The sequence below is a fragment of the Photobacterium sp. TLY01 genome, assembly GCF_021432065.1.
GTDB lineage: Bacteria > Pseudomonadota > Gammaproteobacteria > Enterobacterales > Vibrionaceae > Photobacterium > Photobacterium halotolerans_A.
On sequence record NZ_CP090364.1, the window covers coordinates 310703 to 333786 of the forward strand.

At 52.9% G+C, this 23084-nt stretch carries 14 protein-coding genes, 1 tRNA gene, 2 rRNA genes and 1 riboswitch; of the genes, 12 read left to right on the forward strand and 5 right to left on the reverse strand.

All coding sequences use genetic code 11. The annotated features are described in order from the left end of the window. The first annotated feature begins 67 nt into the window (after window positions 1-67). The 4 genes from rrf (LN341_RS01550) (at window position 68) to metA (ending at window position 1697) form a co-directional block, all read left to right on the forward strand. A 5S ribosomal RNA gene (gene rrf, locus LN341_RS01550) occupies window positions 68-183 on the forward strand. A gap of 158 nt (window positions 184-341) precedes the next feature. Then, window positions 342-417: transfer RNA gene (locus LN341_RS01555), tRNA-Thr, on the forward strand. Between the two features lie 7 nt (window positions 418-424). Beyond that, a 5S ribosomal RNA gene (gene rrf, locus LN341_RS01560) occupies window positions 425-540 on the forward strand. A 215-nt stretch (window positions 541-755) separates the two neighbouring features. Beyond that, on the forward strand, window positions 756-1697 hold the full coding sequence (gene metA, locus LN341_RS01565; RefSeq protein ID WP_234203899.1) for a homoserine O-succinyltransferase: 942 nt from the start codon (window positions 756-758) through the stop codon (window positions 1695-1697). Between the two features lie 67 nt (window positions 1698-1764). Here metA and LN341_RS01570 read toward each other — a convergent pair whose 3' ends face one another. Beyond that, a complete protein-coding gene (locus LN341_RS01570) occupies window positions 1765-3102 on the reverse strand; it encodes a sodium:proton antiporter (RefSeq protein ID WP_234203900.1) in 1338 nt (445 codons plus the stop codon). A 199-nt stretch (window positions 3103-3301) separates the two neighbouring features. Here LN341_RS01570 and metH point away from each other — a divergent pair, with 199 nt between their 5' ends. After that, on the forward strand, window positions 3302-6970 hold the full coding sequence (gene metH, locus LN341_RS01575) for a methionine synthase (protein WP_370643687.1): 3669 nt from the start codon (window positions 3302-3304) through the stop codon (window positions 6968-6970). Window positions 6971-7081: 111 nt separating this feature from the next. Here the strand turns inward: metH and lysC are convergent, their stop codons facing one another. Further along, window positions 7082-8461, reverse strand: coding sequence for a lysine-sensitive aspartokinase 3 (gene lysC / locus LN341_RS01580; RefSeq protein ID WP_046220629.1), 1380 nt, complete (start codon window positions 8459-8461; stop codon window positions 7082-7084). A 103-nt stretch (window positions 8462-8564) separates the two neighbouring features. Beyond that, window positions 8565-8746: riboswitch (Lysine riboswitch) on the reverse strand. A 256-nt stretch (window positions 8747-9002) separates the two neighbouring features. On the opposite strand from lysC, the gene LN341_RS01585 reads away from it, so the two are divergent. Beyond that, window positions 9003-10121 carry an alanine--glyoxylate aminotransferase family protein gene (locus LN341_RS01585; protein ID WP_234203901.1) on the forward strand — a complete coding sequence of 373 codons (1119 nt, stop codon included), beginning with the start codon at window positions 9003-9005 and terminating at the stop codon, window positions 10119-10121. A 67-nt stretch (window positions 10122-10188) separates the two neighbouring features. On the opposite strand, the gene LN341_RS01590 is transcribed toward LN341_RS01585, so the two are convergent. Continuing rightward, window positions 10189-11976 (reverse strand): PglL family O-oligosaccharyltransferase, encoded by a 1788-nt coding sequence (locus LN341_RS01590; protein WP_234203902.1) that lies wholly within the window; start codon window positions 11974-11976, stop codon window positions 10189-10191. 72 nt (window positions 11977-12048) lie between these two features. Then, window positions 12049-14898 (reverse strand): excinuclease ABC subunit UvrA, encoded by a 2850-nt coding sequence (gene uvrA / locus LN341_RS01595; RefSeq protein WP_234203903.1) that lies wholly within the window; start codon window positions 14896-14898, stop codon window positions 12049-12051. A 252-nt stretch (window positions 14899-15150) separates the two neighbouring features. Between uvrA and LN341_RS01600 the strand changes: the two genes are divergently transcribed. Next, complete coding sequence (locus tag LN341_RS01600; RefSeq protein ID WP_120513473.1) at window positions 15151-15690, forward strand: single-stranded DNA-binding protein; 540 nt, start codon at window positions 15151-15153, stop codon at window positions 15688-15690. Between the two features lie 81 nt (window positions 15691-15771). Here the strand turns inward: LN341_RS01600 and LN341_RS01605 are convergent, their stop codons facing one another. Beyond that, window positions 15772-16686 carry a LysR family transcriptional regulator gene (locus LN341_RS01605; protein ID WP_234203904.1) on the reverse strand — a complete coding sequence of 305 codons (915 nt, stop codon included), beginning with the start codon at window positions 16684-16686 and terminating at the stop codon, window positions 15772-15774. A gap of 197 nt (window positions 16687-16883) precedes the next feature. Here LN341_RS01605 and csrD point away from each other — a divergent pair, with 197 nt between their 5' ends. From csrD to mshL, 5 genes are all read left to right on the forward strand, one after another. Next, window positions 16884-18827 (forward strand): RNase E specificity factor CsrD, encoded by a 1944-nt coding sequence (gene csrD, locus LN341_RS01610; protein ID WP_120513470.1) that lies wholly within the window; start codon window positions 16884-16886, stop codon window positions 18825-18827. Window positions 18828-18992: 165 nt separating this feature from the next. Continuing rightward, window positions 18993-20447, forward strand: coding sequence for a PilN domain-containing protein (locus LN341_RS01615; RefSeq protein ID WP_234203905.1), 1455 nt, complete (start codon window positions 18993-18995; stop codon window positions 20445-20447). Then, window positions 20444-21079: a type II secretion system protein GspM gene (gene gspM, locus LN341_RS01620; protein ID WP_234203906.1), complete on the forward strand. Its 636-nt coding sequence runs from the start codon at window positions 20444-20446 to the stop codon at window positions 21077-21079. Before LN341_RS01615 ends, gspM begins: the two co-directional genes overlap by 4 nt. Continuing rightward, window positions 21072-21395, forward strand: coding sequence for an MSHA biogenesis protein MshK (locus tag LN341_RS01625; RefSeq protein ID WP_234203907.1), 324 nt, complete (start codon window positions 21072-21074; stop codon window positions 21393-21395). Before gspM ends, LN341_RS01625 begins: the two co-directional genes overlap by 8 nt. A 16-nt stretch (window positions 21396-21411) precedes the next feature. Further along, window positions 21412-23079, forward strand: coding sequence for a pilus (MSHA type) biogenesis protein MshL (mshL, locus tag LN341_RS01630; protein ID WP_234203908.1), 1668 nt, complete (start codon window positions 21412-21414; stop codon window positions 23077-23079). Window positions 23080-23084 lie beyond the last annotated feature (5 nt).

Consider the following 23084-nt stretch of genomic DNA (forward strand, 5'->3'; position numbering starts at 1 on the left):
CCATAAGCACTTGAATGATGTGCTGAGAACTTAAGTCAGATTTTCCAAGATTGTTGAACAAATTTTGCTTGGCGACCATAGCGCTGTGGAACCACCTGATCCCATGCCGAACTCAGACGTGAAACGCAGCAGCGCCGATGGTAGTGTGGGGTCTCCCCATGTGAGAGTAGGACATCGCCAGGCTTTCATTGCCCATCTTGGGTGATAGCTCGCATCTTTTGATACTTGCGATGCTCATGTGCTAATGCACACTGCGCTTCTCAGTTCAAAATCTGCATCGCATCACGCAAGATGACCGAAACAAAGCAGTGAAGCGTAAGACTTTGTTTAGATAAAAATTTGCTGGTATAGCTCAGTTGGTAGAGCGCACCCTTGGTAAGGGTGAGGCCCCCAGTTCAAATCTGGGTACTAGCACCAGAATTTGCTTAGCGACAATAGCGCTGTGGAACCACCTGATCCCATGCCGAACTCAGACGTGAAACGCAGCAGCGCCGATGGTAGTGTGGGGTCTCCCCATGTGAGAGTAGGACATTGCTAAGCACCCTCTTTAAAACCCAGCCTTTTGGCTGGGTTTTTTCATTTCTGCTTTTCGTTATTTGTACATTTCCATTTGCTAGCCTATTGCTTTCATTAGAATTATTCATAGTTCTCTTAACTATCTATAATTCTTTTAATGCGGTAATGCTTGCAGAGTGAGTCGAAATTCTATAATTTTTGGGTATCTGGACGTCTGTACATCTTAGGGAGAGCAACACATGCCCATTAAAATTCCTGATCAGTTACCGGCAACGGATATTCTCCGTAGTGAGAATATCTTCGTCATGTCTGCAAAACGCGCTGCCAGTCAGGAAATTCGCCCGCTGAAGGTATTGTTGCTTAACCTGATGCCGAAAAAAATTGAAACTGAAACTCAGTTTCTCCGCCTGTTATCAAATAGCCCGCTGCAGGTCGATGTTGAGTTACTGCGAATTGACAACCGACCGACAAAAAATACGCCCACTGAGCATCTGGATACCTTCTACCGGCAGTTCGAAATGGTGAAGGACAGAAATTTCGACGGCTTGATTGTGACGGGTGCCCCGCTCGGGCTGGTACAGTTCGAAGATGTTTTGTACTGGGAAGAAATCCAGACGATATTGAACTGGGCGAAAGGGCACGTGACTTCGACTATGTATGTGTGCTGGGCCGCTCAGGCTGGACTTAAGCTGATGTACGACTTACCTAAACGTACTCGCAAAGAGAAATTATCAGGTATCTACACCCATAAGGTTCATCATCCGCATCATCCGATTCTGAGAGGCTTTGATGACACCTTTCTGGCGCCACACTCGCGTTATGCCGACTTCTCGCCTGAGTTTTTATCTGAGCATACTGACCTGGATATTTTGGCCACCTCTGATCAGGCAGGCGTGTATCTTGCTACCACTAAAGATAAGCGCAATGTCTTTGTGACCGGGCATCCTGAATACGATGCCCACACATTACATAATGAATATATGCGTGATTTGGGGGAGGGGATGGAGCCAAAGGTTCCCGTGAATTATTATCAGGATAATGACCCGGATAAACCACCTGTTGCGAGTTGGCGCAGTCATGGACATCTGCTGTTTGCCAATTGGCTGAATTATTGTGTCTACCAGCAAACACCTTATGATCTGGAGCATTTCTCAGAAGACAAATTTACCAAAGATGATTGAGTGCCTTCGCCTTTGTAAACAAAAAGACCTGCCGCAGCAGGTCTTTTTTATACCAGAAATCAGATGCTCAAGACTTGGGAGCGGTTTCCGGCTGCGGACGAGTCGGACTTGTTTGCTCATTTTCTTTTGCTTTATTTGCTTCCCAGAGTTTCGCTTTTTCGATCATCGGTGTAATCGTGGAACCCTGAACCAGGATAGAGAACACCACAACTGAATAAGTCATCACCAGAATCAGCTCTTTGACATCAATGTTTTTCTCCGGAATGACGATAACGCCGGCAGGAATTGCCATCGCCATCGCCAGCGCCAGACCCCCACGCAAGCCACCCCAGGTGAGGATTTTTACCGATTCCGGATTGTATTGACGGAAACGTTTAAAGCCGAGGTAAGACAGCTTGACGCTTAAATAGCGTGCCAGCAGTACCAGCGGCACCGCAATCACCATCAGTGTCCAGTCTTCCTCATGGAAGCTGAACGACAGCATGCTCATACCAATCAGCAGGAAGAGTACACCGTTGAGGAACTCATCAACCAACTCCCAGAAGTGATCCAGATGATCTTCACTCTCTTTCGAAAAGCCGATATAACGGGTCCAGTTGCCAATCATGATCCCGGAGACCACCATAGCCAATGGCCCAGACACATGAATCACATCGGCAAACGCATAACCGGCCGTCGGGATCCCCAGAGTCAGCAGCAGCTCCATGGAGTGATCGTCGGTCGAACTGATCAGGTAATGGAACAGCAGGCCGAGGACAAAACCGTAAGTGATGCCGCCAATGGCTTCCTGCAGGAAAAGATGGCCAACCCCCAGTACAGTCGGCGCTTCATCACCAAAGGCGATGGTAAATAAAGTCACGAAGATGACCAGACCAAAGCCATCGTTAAACAGCGACTCCCCTTCAATTTGGGTGGAGATGCGGCGCGGTGCGTGCAGTTTTTTCACAATGGCCAGCACGGCGATCGGGTCAGTCGGCGAAATCAATGCGCCGAACAGCAGGCAGTAGATTAGATCAAACTGGATGCCCAGCATCTGGCATATCCACCACAAACTGCCACCGATAAAGAAAGTGGAGAACAGGGTGGCGCCGAGTGCCAGAATGGTGATTTCCCACTTTTGATCTTCGAGATGTGGCAGCTTGATCCCTAAACCGCCGGCAAACAGTAAGAAGCCTAAAATACCTTTCAGCAGAAAGCTTTCGAAGTCGATTTGACCTAGCTGTTCCGCAGCGATTTCCTCCAGGTGAAACCAGCCGTTGTGACCTGCAATCACAATCCCGAGCGATAAAATAATAGCACCGGCTGTGATGGCGATAGTCGTTTGCATCTTGCCTATTTTATGGTTAATAAAGGCAATCACCATCGCGGCGGCGGCGAGAAAACAGAGGGTACTGTATACCGACATCCTTGATCCTCATCTGTTGTTAAAGTGTTAAGCAAAAATTGTGACAAAATATAAATGTTCGGGCCTCTGATAGCCATAAAAACTTTAGGCTGATGCTTGGAGAATAAGTTTTCGCAAACGATGTATAGACGTCTAGATTTCCAATCAGGCTGTGATAGGATGTTAGCAGCTGATAGGTTTAAGAGTAAGGAAGTGAGCAGTGTCGAAGGGTACGGATTTATTACAAAAGCGACTTAAGGAACAGATCCTCATCATCGATGGGGGCATGGGCACCATGATCCAGAGCTACAAGCTGGATGAAGAGGATTACCGTGGTGAACGTTTTTCTGATTGGCATTCGGATCTGAAAGGCAATAACGATCTGCTGGTACTCACCCAGCCACAATTGATTCAGGATATCCACTCTGCCTACCTTGAAGCCGGCGCTGATATTCTTGAGACCAACACTTTTAACGCCACCACAATTGCCATGGCCGACTACGACATGGAAAGCCTCAGTGCCGAGATCAACTTCGAAGCGGCAAAGCTGGCGCGCCAAGTGGCGGATGAATGGACGGCAAAAACCCCGGACAAGCCGCGCTTTGTGGCAGGTGTACTCGGTCCGACCAACCGGACCTGCTCGATATCACCGGATGTCAACGATCCCGGTTTCAGGAATGTGTCGTTTGATCAGTTAGTGGACGCGTATTCCGAATCAACCCGTGCTTTGATTGAGGGCGGGGCCGATATCATTCTGATTGAAACCATTTTCGATACGCTGAATGCCAAAGCCTGTGCGTTTGCTGTCGACAAAGTCTTTGAAGAGCAGGGTGTGGTCTTGCCTGTGATGATTTCAGGGACAATCACCGATGCTTCCGGCCGGACCTTATCAGGACAAACCACAGAAGCCTTTTACAATTCTCTGCGACACGTCAAACCGATTTCGTTTGGCCTGAACTGTGCGCTGGGGCCGGATGAACTGCGTCAGTATGTGGAAGAGCTGTCGCGTATTTCTGAGTGTGCGGTCTCTGCGCACCCAAATGCAGGTTTGCCCAATGCGTTTGGCGAATATGATCTGGAAGCGGCTGAAATGGCCGAACATATCAAAGAGTGGGCGGAGTCCGGCTTTCTGAATCTGGTGGGCGGTTGTTGTGGCACCACACCAGAGCATATTCGTGAAATGGCCCGAGTGACAGCGAATCTCCCGCCGCGCCAACTGCCTGAGATCCCAGTTGCCTGCCGCTTGTCAGGCCTGGAACCGCTGACCATTGAAAAAGACACTTTATTTGTCAATGTCGGTGAACGGACCAATGTGACAGGTTCAGCGCGTTTTCGCCGCTTGATCAAAGAAGAGCTCTACGACGAGGCGCTGGAAGTGGCGCGCCAGCAGGTGGAAGCCGGCGCGCAGATCATCGATATCAATATGGACGAAGGCATGCTGGATGCTGAAGCGGCCATGGTGCGCTTTCTGAATCTGTGTGCTTCTGAGCCTGAAATATCCCGCGTCCCGATTATGATTGACTCTTCCAAGTGGGAAATACTGGAAGCCGGCCTGAAGTGTGTCCAGGGTAAACCCATTGTTAACTCGATTTCTCTCAAAGAAGGCAAAGAGAAGTTTGTTGAGCAGGCGAAGCTGATCCGCCGCTATGGCGCAGCTGTAATTGTAATGGCGTTCGATGAGGTCGGTCAGGCTGATACCCGTGAGCGTAAGATAGAGATCTGTACTAATGCCTACCGCATTCTGGTTGATGAAGTGGGATACCCGCCGGAAGACATCATTTTTGACCCGAACATTTTCGCGGTAGCCACCGGGATTGAAGAGCACAATAACTACGCGGTGGATTTCATTGAAGCTGTGGGTGACATCAAACGGACTCTGCCGCATGCCATGGTGTCGGGCGGGGTATCGAATGTGTCCTTCTCATTCCGGGGTAATGAGCCGGTGCGGGAAGCCATTCATGCCGTGTTCCTGTATCACTGTTTCAAAAACGGCATGGATATGGGCATCGTGAATGCCGGTCAGTTGGCCATTTATGATGATCTGGCTGACGAGTTGCGCGAAGCGGTGGAAGATGTCGTGCTGAATCGCAGGGATGATTCTACTGAGCGCCTGCTGGATTTGGCTGATAAGTACCGGGGCAGCGGCGAAGCGGTCGAAGATAAAACGGCTGCCGAATGGCGCGGCTGGCCGGTCGAGAAGCGGTTGGAACATGCGCTGGTCAAAGGGATCACTGAGTTTATTGTTGAAGATACCGAAGAAGCCCGTCAGAACGCCGCAAAACCACTTGAGGTGATAGAAGGCCCTTTGATGGCGGGGATGAATATCGTCGGTGATTTGTTCGGTGAAGGGAAAATGTTCCTGCCTCAGGTGGTGAAATCAGCCCGGGTCATGAAACAGGCGGTTGCTTATCTTGAGCCTTTCATTAATGCTGAAAAGCAAGCCGGACGCACGAATGGCAAAATCCTGCTCGCCACGGTGAAAGGCGATGTGCACGATATCGGCAAAAATATTGTCGGTGTGGTGCTGCAGTGTAATAACTACGAGATCATTGACCTGGGGGTCATGGTCTCTTGCGACAAGATCCTGAAAGTGGCCAGAGAAGAGAAGGTCGATATCATCGGTCTCTCCGGGCTGATCACGCCCTCGCTTGATGAAATGGTGCATGTCGCCAAAGAAATGGAGCGGCAGGGTTTTGATCTGCCTTTGCTGATTGGTGGGGCAACAACCTCCAAGGCCCATACCGCCGTCAAAATTGAACAGAACTACCATGCGCCTGTTGTCTATGTGTCTAACGCGTCGCGTGCGGTGGGTGTGTGCTCGGCACTCTTATCCGAGACTCAACGCCCGGCGTTTGTTGAGCGTCTGGATCAGGAATACGAGGTGGTGCGGGAACAACACGCCCGCAAGCGTCCGCGCAGTGCGCCTGTCAGCCTGGAAGCTGCCCGCGCTAATAAAGTGGCGATCGACTGGAATAACTACACCCCGCCGGCGCCGCAAAAGCCAGGGATCCACGTTTTTAAGGATTTCGATATTGCAACTTTGCGCCGTTATATCGATTGGACGCCCTTCTTCATGACCTGGTCGCTAAGTGGCAAATACCCCACCATTTTGCGCCATGAAGTCGTGGGGCAGGAAGCCCAGCGCTTATTTGATGATGCCAACCAGCTGCTGGATGAGATTGAAGCCAGCGGCATGATCAAGGCCAATGGTGTCTGTGGTTTGTTTCCGGCCAATAATATCGGTGATGATATCGAAGTCTACACCGATGAAACCCGAACTCAGGTGCTGACGACCTTGCGCGGGCTGCGCCAGCAGACAGAAAAACCCAAAGGGCCGAATTACTGTCTGTCGGATTACATCGCCCCGAAAGAAAGCGGTAAAGTTGACTGGATCGGAGCCTTTGCAGTAACCGGCGGTATCGGTGAGTATGAGATTGCCGATCAGTTCAAAGCTAAAGGTGATGATTACAACGCGATTATGATCCAAGCCGTGGCTGATCGTCTTGCTGAAGCCTTTGCGGAATTCATGCACGAGACTGTCCGTAAGGAAATCTGGGGCTATGCACCGGACGAGAATCTGAGTAACGACGATCTGATCCGTGAAAAATATCAGGGTATCCGGCCTGCACCAGGCTATCCTGCTTGCCCGGAACACACAGAGAAAGGCGAGATCTGGAAGCTGTTGGATGCCGAAGCTAATACCGGCATGATCCTGACGGAAAGCTATGCCATGTGGCCGGGCGCGGCCGTATCAGGCTGGTACTTCTCGCATCCGGAATCCCGTTATTTTGCCGTTGCCCAGATCCAGCGCGATCAAATGGAAAGTTACGCCGAGCGTAAAGGCTGGGATGCACTTGAAGCAGAGAAATGGCTGGGGCCCAATCTTTGATGGTCGCTGGCTTGACCCGTCCTGAAAAGTGTCAACCCATTTCAGGACGGGACACATGAAAACAAAAAGGCGCTCAACAGAGCGCCTTTTTTACAGCCGTTGGATGCAATATTACTCAAAAATCTTACGGTGCAGGTTCTGAGCAATCGGCATGGCATGCTCGGTTTTGACCAGGAAGCACAGATTGTGCGGGCTGGCACCGTAGCAGATCATGCGCAGTTTATACTCGTCCAGCGTATCGAACACCGTACTGACTGAACCAGCAGTCTGGCTCATGCGGTTACCAATCAGCGAGATCAGGCACAGATCCTGTTCAATCTCGACACGGCATAGCTCGCTGAGCGCAGCATGCGCTCCCGGAGGCAGCGTCGGTGCGCCGCCGCCTGTATCGGTCTGATCCATGGTCAGAGAGACGCTGACTTCAGAGGTCGAAATCAGATCCACAGAGACCTTATGCTCAGCCAGAATCCGGAAGACTTCGGCCAGGAAGCCGTAAGCATGGAACATATTCAGGCTGGTCAGAGTGATCAGTGTCTGGTTGGAACGCAGTGCCAGCGCACGGAACAGCGGCGCTTCCGTCACGGACTTGCGGATCCAGGTGCCGCCCTGCTCGGGTGCTCTTGACGATCCGACAAACACAGGGATCTGACGGCGAACGGCCGGGATCAGCGTTGATGGATGCAGGATCTTAGCACCAAAGTTCGCCATCTCTGAGGCTTCGCTGAAGCTGATTTCTTTGATTGGCGTGGCTTTTGGTGCAATGCGCGGATCGGTCGTGTACATGCCAGGGACGTCAGTCCAGATTTCCAGTGTCCCCGCGTCCACCGCTTCGGCCATCAGGGCTGCGCTGTAGTCACTGCCGCCGCGACCAAGTGTCGTGGTGCGCCCTTGCTCATCGCTGCCAATGAAGCCCTGAGAAACCACAATTTGCGTCTGCAGCAGAGGTAAGAGTTTTTCCTCGGTGAGCTGACGAATCATTTCCGGCTCTGGGCTGGCTTTGCCAAAACGGCTGTCGGTGCGCATCACCTCACGGATATCGTAACGTACCGCGTCAGCCCCCAGCTCATTCATAATTTGGGTAAACAGGTAGGTCGACAGCAATTCACCGTTGGCAACCAACTGATCGGTTAACTCTGCAGACTTGTGCTCCGCAGCTTTCACGGCCAGTTCACTGACCTGATCCAAAAGTGCATCAATCTGATCTGCAATCATCTCTGGTTGCTGTAAATCCGCCAGCACACTTTGGTGAATCGCGCGCAGACGCGTAATCAGCGTGTGTCGGTGTTCGGCATCGGCAACGCCGTTGGCCAGTTCGACCAAAATATTCGTCACACCGGAACACGCACTGATTAACACCAGCTTGGTTGTCGGATTATTGATAACGATCTTGGCACTACGGCTCATGGCAACGAAATCAGCCACACTCGTGCCGCCAAATTTTGCGACTGTGATTTCAGCGTTCAACGCTGAAGAAGAAATTACAGGGCTCAATGTGATCTCCCACTTAACAAAGCGTAAACATGGGGCAAAATTTGGGGAATCTTTCCGACTTGAGTGTCAGAAGAGCCATTAGGCGAGACGTACGAAGACTGCTGCTACCAGAAGCTCTCCACCTGCACTGGATGATGCAGGTGACAGCCAGAAGGATTCAACCTTCAAAGCCGATACGGCAAGCCCCCTGTCTTACCGTATCTCGGCGTTGCTCCCCCTCTCTATGGTGCTTTGGGGTGGGGCCCCGCCGCATAGATACCTGGATAACGCGCCTCTTCCGTTTTCACCTGAAAAATGAGCTTTCTCAGGGTGAACAAAAATTGCCCTTATTGAATATGAGAGGGGGGGCTTTGTCAATGCTTGAATGCATTTTTCTGTGTCAAGATTGTTACTGACTTTGCATAAATTTGCCTGTCTGGTTTCAGGTCCGGAGTGTTCTGTTATGCTCGTTAGAAATACCCTGCGAAAGCTACTGTTGCCAACAATAACTCATGCACTGAATTATAAGTAACTTACGTGTCTGTGCAGATGGAGAAGCCTGATGACAATTCAAAGTTTTTACCCACCTCAACGCATTCTGATGGGACCCGGCCCGTCGGACATTTATCCGCAGGTGCTGCAGGCGCTCAGTCGCCCGACTGTCGGCCATCTTGACCCGCTGTTTATCGGAATGATGGATGAGCTTAAGCAACTGCTCCAGTATGCATTTCAGACCACCAACCCATTTACGATAGCAGTCTCTGCGCCGGGTAGTGCGGGAATGGAAGCCTGTTTCGTGAATCTGGTTGAGCCGGGCGAGAAGGTGATCGTCTGCCGTAACGGGGTGTTTGGCGAGCGGATGCGGGAAAATGTTGTGCGCTGCGGCGGTGAAGCTGTGCTGGTGGATAATGCGTGGGGCGAGCCGGTTGATCCGCAAGCCGTTGAAGCCGCCCTCAAAGCCCATCCGGATGCGAAAATACTGGCCTTTGTCCATGCGGAAACCTCAACCGGTGCGCTGAGCGATGCGGAAACCTTATCCCGTTTAGCCCGTGAACACGATTGCCTGACCATTGTTGATGCGGTGACCTCATTAGGCGGGGTGCCACTGAAGGTTGATGAATGGCAGCTCGATGCCGTGTATTCCGGCAGTCAGAAGTGTTTGTCCTGTGTCCCGGGTCTGTCGCCGCTGACTTTTTCACCGCGTGCCGTCGAGAAAATTCAGCAGCGCAAGACACCGGTTCAGAGCTGGTTTTTGGATCAAAGCCTGGTGCTGGCCTACTGGAGTGGTGAAGGGAAGCGCAGCTATCACCATACTGCCCCGGTTAACAGCTTGTATGCGCTGCACGAAGCATTGGTGCGTTTGCAACAAGAAGGGCTGGAAAATGCCTGGCAGCGCCATGCCGAGATGCACCAAGTATTGCGCGCTGGCCTGGAAGCGATGGGGATCCGCTTTGTCGTGGACGAGAAAAGCCGCTTGCCGCAACTCAATGCGATTTATATTCCGGACGGGGCTGATGATGCGAAAGTGCGCCAGACCCTGCTGGAAGACTATAACCTGGAAATCGGTGCCGGCCTGGGGGCATTGGCCGGTAAAGCCTGGCGGATCGGGCTGATGGGATACGGGGCACGCAGAGAGAATATTGCGCTGTGCCTGAAAGCGCTGGAAGAGGTGCTGAAATAAATATCAGCGTAGAAACGCAGCGGCTGCCTGGGCAGCCGCTTTTTTTAGAAGTCTTTTGCTCTTGTTTTCAGCTTTTGTCTGCTTGTCCCTCAGTCTGTGCTATCTGCGGCAAGGCTGTCACAGTTTTTGGCTTGTAGAGCTGAGGTAAGGCGTCATCACTGAAGTCCACGCCCGGGAAAAGATACCGGGCTTCTTCGCGCACCTGTTCAGCCTGATAAACGTCGTCCAATGCCTGATAGGCGGTGATCAGAAACTGATACAGAATCGGTCTGGGCAGCTCTTTGGCTTTCTGGTTCGCCCAGTGGATGAATCCTGTCAGTAACTCGGGATTATTCTGCTCAATGCCGATTTTCAGTTGAGTCTGATAAAGGTCCCATTCAAACCGGTTGCGCCAGGCCCAGGTGTTATTGACCTTATCCAGGGCCGTGAAATCCGGTGGCGTTGATGATTCAAAACGGGTCAGCATGGCGCCTGAATATAAGGTGGTCGCCATAAAAAAGCTGACAACGACAGGCAGCAGCATGGCGCTGATTCTGAAGGGTTTATACCATTGCAGTGACTGTTTGAAATATTTCGCACTCAGGCCATCAACCCAGTAGATCAGAAAGACAAAAATAATCCAGTGGATCAGAGAGTGGTAAAAAGGGTATTCGAGCTGGGTATGCAGCGTAATCGGAAAGATGAGCGCGACCAGAGCCAGTTGGGTGTTGGCCGGTGCGCGGCGGATTTTAGCCAGTACAGCCGCCGCTGCAATCAGCAGCGCCAGCAGCGGCAAAATGCCCCCTTCGCTGGCCCAGAAAAGCAGCTCGTTATGCGGGTGATCCAGCCCGGGTAAACCATAGGGCGTTTCAGGGTCGGCCTGATGTGCTTGCGCGGTCTGCATCAGGTAAGCGGGTTCAAAATTACCATAACCGACGCCGGTCACCGGGGATTGCAGGAACATCTCCATGGCTTGCGGGTAGATGACTGAGCGGGCACTTTCCAGCGATACTCTGCCCGGTTGCGGACTCCAGTTCAGGGTACTGGTCAGGTTCCAGGCTACGCTGCATCCCATGACCAGCATCATCAGCCACATGCGCCATTGTACCCGGGCGGCAAATTGCTTGAGATAGGGCAGGATCAGCAAAACGCCCACGATACTGGCCATCCAGCCGGTTCGTGAACTGAGCACGTACAGCATGGGGATCACAGCAACAGGTGTGAGTTGAAGACCGAGATGGGAAAGGGTCCAGCGGCCCTGAACCATCGGCTGCCTTGCCAGCAGATAAGCGGAGAGGACCAGTCCGGTGGCCAGGAAGCTGGCCATCACATTGGGTTGCTGAAAAATGCCGTAGGGCCGGTTGAGATCCGTGTTGTAGCCGATGCCGTTGTCCGGTGAGATCCACAGAAACTGGTACCAGGCCAGCGCGGCTTGCAGCCAGACCGCTTTGAGGATCAACCAGAGTATTTGCTGACGCTGTTTCTGACTGAAAGCAAACTGCTGCAGTGCGACAAAAAACAACCAGCCAGCCCAGAGAGTCATGATCCGGTTGACGGCGCCTTCCGGTCGCGCTTCCGGAAACAGTATCGGCACAGTCAGCATCACGCAGCAGCCCAGAAGTACCAGCGTCAGGCGAGAGTAACGCAAGATTTTCTGCCGGCTGATCTCCAGCAGGCCGATGGCAATGGCAAAGCTGAAGGGGATCCAACTGCTGACATTAAAGGGTAATTCCAGTCCGGCGCCTCCCTGATTGTGCTGAAAATAATGCATCGACAGCAGAAACAGAAAAGTCAGCGCCAGAATAAAAGGCCGGGTCAGTGGTTTACTGATGGTGGCAGCGGCCAGTCTGGTACCCCTGAGTTGAATGACGGTCACAGTGTCCGGTCCCTCGGCAGATAGACAAAAAGTCAGGCTGAGTACTCAGCCTGACAGGGTTAACGTGTGTAACTATGCCTGCTGTTTCGCCGTTAAAGCAGGCAGCAGGGGTTTCAGGAAGCGGGCCGTGTGCGAACCGGCGACCTCGGCAACCTGTTCCGGTGTCCCGGTTGCGATGATCTCGCCGCCACCGCTGCCCCCTTCCGGTCCCAGATCGATGATCCAGTCTGCGGTTTTAATCACGTCCAGATTATGCTCAATCACCACGATGGTATTGCCGTGATCACGCAGTCGGTGCAGGACACTTAGCAACTGCTGGATATCATGGAAGTGCAAGCCTGTTGTTGGTTCATCGAGAATATACAGGGTTTTCCCTGTATCCCGCTTGGACAGTTCACGCGCCAGCTTCACCCGCTGTGCTTCGCCGCCGGACAGTGTGGTCGCTGCTTGCCCCAGACGGATATAGGATAGCCCGACATCCATCAGGGTTTGCAGTTTTCGCGCAATGGCTGGCACAGGATCAAAAAACTCCCGCGCATCTTCCACTGTCATTTCCAGCACTTCATCAATGGACTGGCCTTTGTATTTCACTTCCAGGGTTTCACGGTTGTAGCGTTTCCCCTTACAGCTATCACAGGGGACGTAGACATCGGGCAGGAAGTGCATTTCCACTTTGATCACCCCGTCGCCCTGACAGGCTTCACAGCGTCCGCCCTTGACGTTGAAGCTGAATCGGCCTGGTTTATAGCCTCGTGAACGTGACTCCTGGGTGCCCGAGAACAGCTCCCGGATGGGCGTGAAAATGCCGGTGTAAGTCGCAGGGTTAGAACGTGGCGTCCGGCCGATCGGGCTCTGATCGATATCGATAACTTTATCGAAGTGCTCCAGCCCCTGAATATCGTTATAAGGGGCCGGCTCGCCTGTGGTGGCCCCATTGAGTTGATGGTGTGCAATTTTGAAGAAAGTATCGTTGATCAGCGTTGACTTGCCTGAGCCGGACACGCCTGTCACACAGGTCAGCAAACCCACCGGGATCGAGACATCCACCTGTTTCAGGTTGTTGCCTGTGGCGCCTGTGAGCTGAACCGTTTTGGCCGGATCGACAGGCACGCGTTCCACGGGCACTTCAATCTGTTTTTTGCCGCTCAGGTACTGACCGGTTAAGGAGTTTTCTGAGTTCAGAATATCTTCCATGGTGCCTTCGGCGATGATCTGCCCGCCGTGAACACCGGCGCCCGGGCCGATATCAATGATGTAATCCGCACTGCGGATCGCGTCTTCGTCGTGTTCGACCACCAGGACAGTGTTCCCCAGATCGCGCAGCCGGGTCAGGGTACTCAGCAGGCGCTCATTATCTCGCTGGTGGAGACCGATGGACGGTTCATCGAGCACATACATCACGCCGACCAGGCCGGCGCCAATCTGGCTGGCCAAGCGGATGCGCTGAGCCTCACCGCCGGACAACGTCTCGGCACTGCGCGACAGGTTGAGGTAGTTGAGGCCAACATTGACCAGGAAGGTCAGCCGGTCATTGATTTCTTTGAGGATTTTATCGGCAATCTGTGCACGCTGTCCTTCCAGTGTCAGCTCGGTAAAGAAGGTCAGCGCCTGACTGATACTCATCTCGCTGATCGCCGGCAAATTGGTGCTGTCAATGAAGACATGGCGGGCTTCTTCACGCAGCCGCGAACCGTGACAGCTGGCGCAAGGCTTGGTGGAAATATACTTCACCAGCTCTTCGCGTACCGCATTGGACTCGGTTTCCCGGTAGCGGCGTTCCATGTTATTCAGAATGCCTTCAAACGGGTGACGGCGAACGGTCACATCACCGCGATCATTAATGTATTTAAACTCAATATTTGTGGTGCCGGAACCCTGCAGCAAGACGTTCTGTACTTTCTTTGGCAGGCTGCTGAACGGCGCCTCAACGTCAAAATCGTAATGTTCAGCCAGCGACGTCAGCATCTGAAAGTAGTAGTAATTACGCTTGTCCCAGCCCCGGATGGCACCGCCAGACAAGCTGAGTTCACTGTTCTGAATCACACGGGACGGGTCGAAATACTGTTGTACCCCCAGTCCGTCGCATGTGCCGCAGGCACCGGCCGGGTTATTGAAGGAAAACAGGCGCGGTTCCAGCTCACGCATGCTGTAGCCGCAATGCGGGCAGGCGAAGTTGGCTGAGAAAATCAGCTCGGCCATGTCATTGTCGTCCATGGCGCTGACGACCACAGTACCGCCAGACAGCTCCAGCGCGGTTTCAAAGGATTCAGCCAGCCGCTGCTGCAGGTCATCACGCACTTTAAAGCGATCCACCACTACTTCTATGGTGTGCTTTTTGTGTAATTCCAGCGTCGGTGGATCGGACAGATCGCAGACTTCACCGTCGATCCGGGCCCGAATATAGCCTTGCGCCGACAGGTTGGCTAAGGTTTTCAGGTGCTCGCCTTTCCGTTCTTTGACGATAGGCGCCAGCAGCATCAGTTTGCTGCCTGCCGGCAGTGCCAGCACTTTATCGACCATCTGGCTGACGGTTTGCGCAGCGAGGGGCACATCGTGCGTCGGACAGCGCGGTTCGCCGACACGGGCATACAGCAAGCGCAGGTAGTCATGGATTTCGGTAATGGTGCCGACCGTCGAGCGCGGGTTGTGTGAGGTTGATTTCTGCTCAATCGAGATGGCAGGCGACAGGCCTTCAATGTGGTCGACGTCGGGTTTTTCCATCAGCGACAGAAACTGGCGGGCGTAGGCCGACAGGGATTCGACGTAACGGCGCTGACCTTCGGCATACAGGGTGTCGAATGCCAGAGAAGACTTACCGGAACCTGATAAACCTGTGATCACAATCAGTTTATCCCGGGGGATCGTCAGGTTAATGTTTTTAAGGTTGTGGGTGCGCGCACCCCTGACTTCGATCTTATCCATAGTTGCAGTCATCAGCACTTGAATCAATAGGATTGGCATTATTGCATAGCCCTGAGGGGCTTAAAAGACTTGACTGTACAAAAACACAGTGTTTTGATCGTCTTTTATGCGTCCGGTCAAGACACGGGAAGCATGACGTAGCCCGATGACTCGGAGGGCAGCCCATGTTAAACTCGGCGATTAAGTATAAACTTTGAATGAGTGAAGGGTGTCATGATTGGCAGCCTCAACAGCGAAAACCTGGAGTGAACTATGGCCAGTCGTGGCGTGAATAAAGTTATCCTGGTAGGTAACTTAGGCAATGATCCTGAAATCCGTTATATGCCAAACGGCGGTGCAGTAGCGAATATTACTATCGCTACCTCTGAAACATGGCGTGACAAAGCGACCGGCGAGCAGCGAGAAAAAACGGAATGGCACCGTGTTGTTCTGTTTGGCAAGCTGGCAGAAGTGGCAGGTGAGTACTTGCGTAAAGGCTCTCAAGTTTACATTGAAGGTCAGCTGCAAACTCGTAAGTGGCAGGACCAGAGTGGCCAGGATCGTTACAGCACTGAAGTGGTTGTTCAGGGTTATAACGGCATCATGCAAATGCTGGGTGGCCGTGCCGGTGGCCAGGGCCAGGGTGCGCCGATGGGGGGCCAGCAGCAGCAGGGCGGTTGGGGACAACCTCAGCAACCGGCTCAGCAGTCACAACAGCAAAACTATGCGCCTCAGCAGCAGTCTGCGCCGAAGCAAGCCCAGCCGCAGTACAATGAGCCGCCAATGGATTTTGACGACGATATTCCGTTCTGATCCTGGCATACGGTCATTAAAAAAAGCAGCGTTGAACGCTGCTTTTTTATTGCCTGATACCCAGTAACCTTACTGTGCTGGTCACAGATAGTGTGAACTGGCTGACTGAACAGTCTGGCCGGGCGAGGCTTTCTGTTTAATAAAATCAATAAACAGCTTGGTTTTGGTGTGATTGTAATTGAGCTTAGGGTAGTAGGCGTAGGCGGCATTTAACGGCTGCTTCAGCTCTGGCAAGACAGGGATCAGTAAGCCATTGCTGAGCTCGCGTTTGACCGTATTCTCACCCACCAGAATTAACCCCATACCAGCCACCGCCGCGGCGACCAGTGCTTCCGGGTTCTGGGTGGTAAAATTGCCCCGCAGACGTAAGCGGCGGTTATTTTCAAAGACATGTTCCTGCTCATGACCATGACTGCCGAATAACAGGCAGTTGTGCAGCGCCAGTTGCTCCGGGGTTTCGATCACGGGCCTGTCTTCGAGGTAACTGGGCGAGGCATAGAAACCCGCCTGAAAACTGAAGAGTTTGGTGGCAATATAGCTGGTGGAGTTGAAGTCGGTCAGTTCGCGGCTGATAAAGACATCCAGGTTGAGATCCGGCAGCTGCCCCGGAGTCACTGTGTGCAGCTCTACCTGGATATTGGGATAAGTCTGTAAGAACTCGGCCAGATAATGCACCAGCACCCGGCTGCCCGTTGCCAGTGGGGCGCCGATACGCAGTACGCCCTGAACTTCACTGTAGGTGGAGGTGGTTTCTGCCAGTATCTGTTGCCAGTCATCAAGTAAATGGACACTGCGCCGATAAAACACCTTGCCGGCGTCTGTGACTGTCAGATTACGTGTCGTGCGTTTAAGAAGCTGAACACCAAGCTGTTTTTCCAACCATGAAAGCCGCTTGGACAGGGCTGAGCTTGAGGTATTGAGCGCGCTTGCGGCCTGGGCCAGAGAGCCCTGCTCAACCACGGCGACAAAACTTTTGGTACAGGTAATCCAGTCCATATCTCTCCGCTTTGGGGTTACATATTGCCTGGGCGGTGGAGCCAAGTAAGGAAAGTGTCGGTCTGAGCACTGCAGTGTTTGGGAGCCGATGGTATTTTCCAGTATAAACAGGCGTTTTGGTTTTATTGTGTCTGTATCAGAGTTGACCACAGAGCCAGGCGGTTTGGAATTGTTTTTCAGATAAAGTTGGACCTTGCATGAGAAAAGCCTCAGGGATGAAGCTGACCAATAGACTGGTTGCTTTCGTGACCCTTATTGTCATTTGCGCCATGTTTGTCATTTTTATTGGCGGAGCTGTCAGTTTTCGTCAGCTCGGGCAGGATTATCTGCATCATTATCTGGGCGGTGTGGTTGACGTTATCGATCAGGAAATGGCCGATCCGCAAGGCTCGCAGTCCCTGGCCCGCTGGCTGCCTAAACTACTCAAAGCCAGCAATGTGGTGTCTCTGGATGTCAGCAACGATGCCGGCTCTGTCTACCAGTTCCAGGGCTTACAGAAAATCGATGACCCCAACATTCTTTATCACACTGAATATCCTCTGACTCTGAACCCCGGTTACTTTGTCAGCATCCAGTCGGTGCCACCTTATACCGAATTAACGTATTCGCTGGGGGCGATGTCTTCCATCAGTCTGGCGATCATGATCATTATTGCCGGTCTGGTATGGGGCGTTAACTGGCTCAAGCGGCAGTTGCAGGGCTCAGAGCTGCTCGAAGAGCGGGGAAGAATGCTGCTGGCCGGTAAACTGGATGATTTTGCAACAGGCACTGATCTGGAGTGGCCGGATACGGCAAGTCTGGCATTGGACAAGCTGATCTCTGAGCTGAAAGATGCCCGACAGGAGCGCAGCCGCTTTGATACTTTCATTCGTACGCATACCTTCCTGGATCAGCTGACAGGCTCGGCCAATCGGGTATTGTTCGACAGCCGGCTGCAATCTGTGGTGCAGGATCAGGATAACCATGGGGCTGTCATTCTGATTCGTATCGCCGACTGGGAAGAGTTGCTGCTGTCAAAGGGTAAGATTGTCGCCGATGAATTGATTCAGGACGTCGGCATGGTGTTGTCGAACATGGTTCAACGCTATCCGGACAGCGTGCTGTCCCGGTATTTTGACGCTGAGTTTGCCATCATGCTGCTGCAACAGCCCAGCAAGGAAGTGAATCAGTTTGTGAATCAGTTACTGAAAGGACTGGAACGACTGACGCCTTCCGCGCCGTTACAGCGTGAGAACTGGTGCCACATCGGTATGACCTATTTTGCCAGTGGCGAACGGCGCGGACGCATCATGGATGAGGCCGACATGGCGCTGCGCAGTGCGCAATTGCAGGGCACGAATAGCTGGTACGCTTTCCAGAAAGATGTGCTGGGAGAAGATACCCGGGGCAGCGTGCGCTGGCGAACGCTGCTGGATTCTGTATTTAGCCAGGGCGGGCCAGCCCTGTACCAGCAGCCCGCGTATCTCACCGGGGAAAATGTCCCGCTGCACCGTGAATTACTGGCGAGGATCAATGATGAAAACGGTGTAATGATCAAAGCTTCCCGTTTCCTGCCTGCTGTTGAACAGGTGGGCTTTAATGTCCGTATGGATAAACAGGTCATCAGCCAGGCGCTGGATCTGCTCAAAAATGGCCCGACCCTGGATAATTTTGCGATTAACGTCAGTATCGAATCTCTGCTGGATAAAGGTTTTATCCGCTGGTTCCGGGACGAACTGCTGCAAACGCCCAGGCCGGTACTGAAACGGCTGAGCATTGAAGTCCCTGAGCGGAACCTGTCACGTCATATTGATGCCGTACGCACCTTTCTTAAAATGGTGACGGGCCTCGGCTGTCGGCTGGGTGTGGATCAGGCCGGGAGAACCATTGTCAGTACACATTACATCAAGGATGTGAACGTCCAATATATCAAGCTGCACCGAAGCCTGATCCGTGAGATAGATCAGCGTCAGGAAAATCAGTTATTTGTCAGAAGTATGCTGGGCGCCTGCGCCAATTCCGGAGTCGAAGTGATTGCTGTGGGGGTCGAAAATGACAGGGAATGGCAGGTGTTGCAGCAGCTGGGTATCAATGGCGGGCAGGGGCGCTTTTTTGCCCCGGAGATGAGTGTGAGTCAAATGAGTACCAAAAAGCGCAGATAATGTTATGTAAGTGGAAACCTTACATTTTTTACAGGATTTTCTCTATACACCATAAATTCCTGTCAGTATCATGGGTCAAATTATTGACATTATTGGTCAATTGCATGTCTTCAAAGAATGTAGTCGCGGGTTAAAAACGAACGGAAAGTAAAACGGGTTATTACCATGCTGATGAAAAAGCTCTTAGGCCGGAAAACTGTCAGTAAAGTGGCCAGTTTTGCTGTATTCGAAGGAAAACTGACCCTCGTCTGTCTGGCTGAAGACGGAAAAAACTGGATCAGTGACAGTGTGGAAGTGGCTTCACGTGAGAGCTGGACGACTTCCATCGCGCAACTGATTAATACACACCAGTTAAACGGCTGCAGAATTCGCCTGGTACTCGGTCATGGCCTATATCAAAGCCTGGTCATTGATAAACCGGCCTTACCCCGTCATGAGCTGGCCAGCGCTTTACCGTTTCTGGTCAAAGATCTGGTGACTGAACCTCCCGCTAACCTGGTGGCTGATGGGTTTGAAGAGCCCATCAAAGACAGACTGCAAGTGCTGGTGGCGCAGCGTGCTCTGGTTCAGCAACTGGTACTGGCTTGCCTGGCGAATGGCTGTGAACCTGAACTGATCACTGTGGATGAAGTGGTGCTGGGTCAGATGACGGCTGAACAACAGAGCCAGCTGGTCCTTCATTCCCGTCAGCATTCCGGTCTGCATCTGACAGCCTTCAAACAGCAGGTGATGTGTTTCCAGCGCCAGCTACGCGGTTTTTCTCAGCCTCTCATCGGTCTGGAACAGGCTGATTTGCAGATAGACGGCCTGGCGCTTGAACTGCAGCGTTCTCTGGATTTCCTCAGTGCCCAGTTACGTGATGCCCCTATTGCCCAGGTGCTGGTCAGCTGTGACAGCGATGATAATGAGCGGCTGGCCGACGCATTGCGGCAGCGACTCAATGTGCCGGTCGCCACCGTCAGTGCTGCACCCGCTGAACTGACAGACTATGACACCCGTGTTGCCTGGGCCGCGCAGCTGCATCAGTCATTCGTCAATCTGTACAGTGACAGCCTGAAACCGCAATCTAACTGGCTCACCCTGCCGAATTTAGTGGCTGGCTGGGCGGCAGGGGCTGTGGTGATCGGCTCGCTGGCCGGGTGGCAAAGCTGGCAGGAATACAGGGCCACCCAGTTGCTGGCACAGCAGCAAGCCCAACTGACGCAAAAGCAGACTGAGCTGGATAACGCCAAAGCCGCACTGGCCCGTCATCTGCCGAGTGAGTTAAAAGTCAAACTGAGCGGTGAGCTGGAACAGCACCTCGCGGCCAAGCAGGCCACGCTCAAGGCGATAGCCATGCATGATCACAGCCTGCAGGCCGGTTATGCCGGCATGTTGCAGCAACTGGCGCAGGCAGCCAGTCAGGATATTTCTGTAAGCCGGATTCATGCACAGGGCAACCAGCTGGATCTGGAAGGGGTGGCTCGTTCCCCCAATGCGGTGCCCGGCTGGCTACAGAGTTTTGCCCGCTATCCTCAGCTGGCCGATCGCCGCTTCGAAGTGATGTCCCTGGGCCGCAATGAAGAGAACATCGTGACCTTTATGCTGCATGCGCAACGCAAAACCGAGGAAAACCCATGAATATCTGGTCTACTCTGGTCACCCGGTTTGACGCACTGAACCGACGTGAACAGTGGCTGGTGGCTGTGACGGGCTGGCTGATGCTGGTACTGGTCGGTTATCAATTGTTACTGGAACCCATACAGCAATCACTGACATCCCTGACAAGGCAGCAGCAGTCGGTGCAAGCCAGCCTGATCAAAAATGACGGGGATCTGGTCCGGATCCGGCGACAGCTCAGCAGCGATCCCGATCAGGTGCTGGATGAAAAAATCCGCCAGCTGCAAGGCAGTAACGCCCGGCTGGATAATGAGCTTCAAGAGCGTGTTGCCAGTCTGGTCACACCGGTCCAGATGGCTGCGTTGATGGAGCAGGTGCTGCAGCACTCCCAGCGTCTGAAGCTGGTGTCGCTGGAATCACTGCCGCCGGCACAACTGATCAACGGTGAGGATGCCGGTTATTACATTCATCCCGTCCGGCTGACACTGCGGGGCCGTTATTTTGATTTGGTTGATTACCTGCAGCAGCTGGAAGCGTTGCCGGTGAAATACTATTGGCGAAGTCTGGATTATCAGGTAGACAAATACCCGCTTTCGGATATACAACTAGATGTCTATACGTTGGGTGAAAGTAAGGACTTTATCGGTGGTTAAACAATTTTTATCTTTGTTGCTGTTGGTCTTGTTCAGTACTGCCTCCCTGGCTGCCAGCGATCCGACCGCGCCTTTGGGCTGGCAGGCGCCATCAGTCAAGAAAACCGTGACACAGCGTTTGCCTTCACTGGAAGGGATTATTTGTCCGGAGCAGGATCAATGCAGCGTGATTCTGAATAGCCAGGTGGTTGTACCGGGTGAGGTGATCAGTGGTTATACCCTGAAAGGCGTCGACGGTGAGGCCGTGATCCTACAGCGCGGCAGCCGCCAGTGGCGTCTGGCTCTGTATCGCGAAGACATAACAACAAACGAATAAAAAAGTGAATTTTAACATGCGCTTATTGTTAATTGGGATGACAACAACCCTGCTGACGGCCTGCTCTGCAAACATGGGCCACCATCAACCGGTCGAGGTGCAGCAAGCGTTGAATCAGGCTAAAAATGAGGCACAGAGCCGGCCTCTGACGGACTTGCCATCGGCCGTGAGCGCCGATTTGATGCCTAGCCTGAGTCGTTCTGCCTATGGCAGCCGTGGTGCGTACGAGCGGCGATTTCGGGTCAATGCCCGCGCAGTGGACGCCCGCGCCTTTTTTTCCAGCCTGGTTCGTGGCACGGCGTTTAACATGGTGATCCACCCTGAGGTCAGCGGCCGGGTCACACTCACCCTGCAGGATGTGACCTTAGATGAAGTGCTGAAGGTCGCTTCGGATATCTATGGGTATGATATCCAGCGCCAGGGCAATATTATTCAGGTGTTCCCTGCCACATTGCGGACGGAAGTCATTCCTGTGGATTATCTGCAGTTGCAGCGGCGTGGCCTTTCTCTGACCTCCCTGACCACGGGCTCGATCAGCAGCCCGGATAACAGTATCGACAATCAGTCGGACAATCGTCGCAATAGCAACAACGACGATGATGACAACCGTAACCGCGGCAGTAATAACGGCGATCGCTCCTCCTACTCTACGGGCGGTACCCGGATTGAAACGCGCTCCGACAGTGATTTCTGGGGCCAGCTGCAAAAGGCGGTTCAGGCCATGATCGGGACCGGGCAGGGGCGCAGTATTGTGGTGTCGCCGCAGGCCAGCCTGCTGACAGTGAAAGCGTTTCCGAATGAATTGCGCGAAGTGCGCGAATTTCTCGGTGTCTCGAAAAAGCGTCTGCAGCGTCAGGTGGTGCTGGAGGCCAAGATCATGGAAGTAACCCTCAACGACAGTTACCAGCAGGGCATTAACTGGAGCAACATTACCAAAACCATCGGTGGCACCGGCATTATTTTCGGCCGCACCGGGCCAGATATTTTGCCGGGTGGCAGTGAGATTGCCAATTTGCTGGGCGGACAAACCAATATCACCATTTCAGACAGTAATTTCTCTGCAGTCCTGAGTTTTCTGCAGACGCAGGGCGATCTGAATGTGCTGTCCAGCCCGCGTGTGACTGCTGCCAATAACCAGAAAGCGGTGATCAAGGTCGGGGGCGATCAGTATTTCGTCACGGAAGTGGACGGCGGGGAAGCCGTGACCGATGGCGGCGTGGCCTCGCCGGAAGTGGTGCTGACACCTTTCTTCTCGGGCATTTCTCTGGATGTGACCCCCCAGATTGATGATGACGGCGGCGTCCTGCTCCATGTGCATCCTACTGTGGTTGAAGTGACTGAAGAAGTGAAGGAAATTGCGCTGGGTGACACCTTTGGCACCTACAGCCTGCCGCTGGCCCGAAGCTCAGTACGTGAGTCTGACTCTGTGATTCATGCCAGCAGCGGGGATGTGGTGGTGATTGGCGGTTTGATGAAATCGTCCCTGAAAGATCAGCAGACCAAAGTCCCTTTGCTTGGCGATATTCCTGGCCTTGGTTATCTGTTCCGTAACATCAATAAAGTGCAGACCAAAACTGAGCTGGTGATTTTGCTCAAACCCACAGTGGTGGGCGATCAGACCTGGCAGCAGGAAATTGAACGCTCCCGTGCTCTGGTCGATCAATGGTTCCCGGACCAAGGATAACAGCC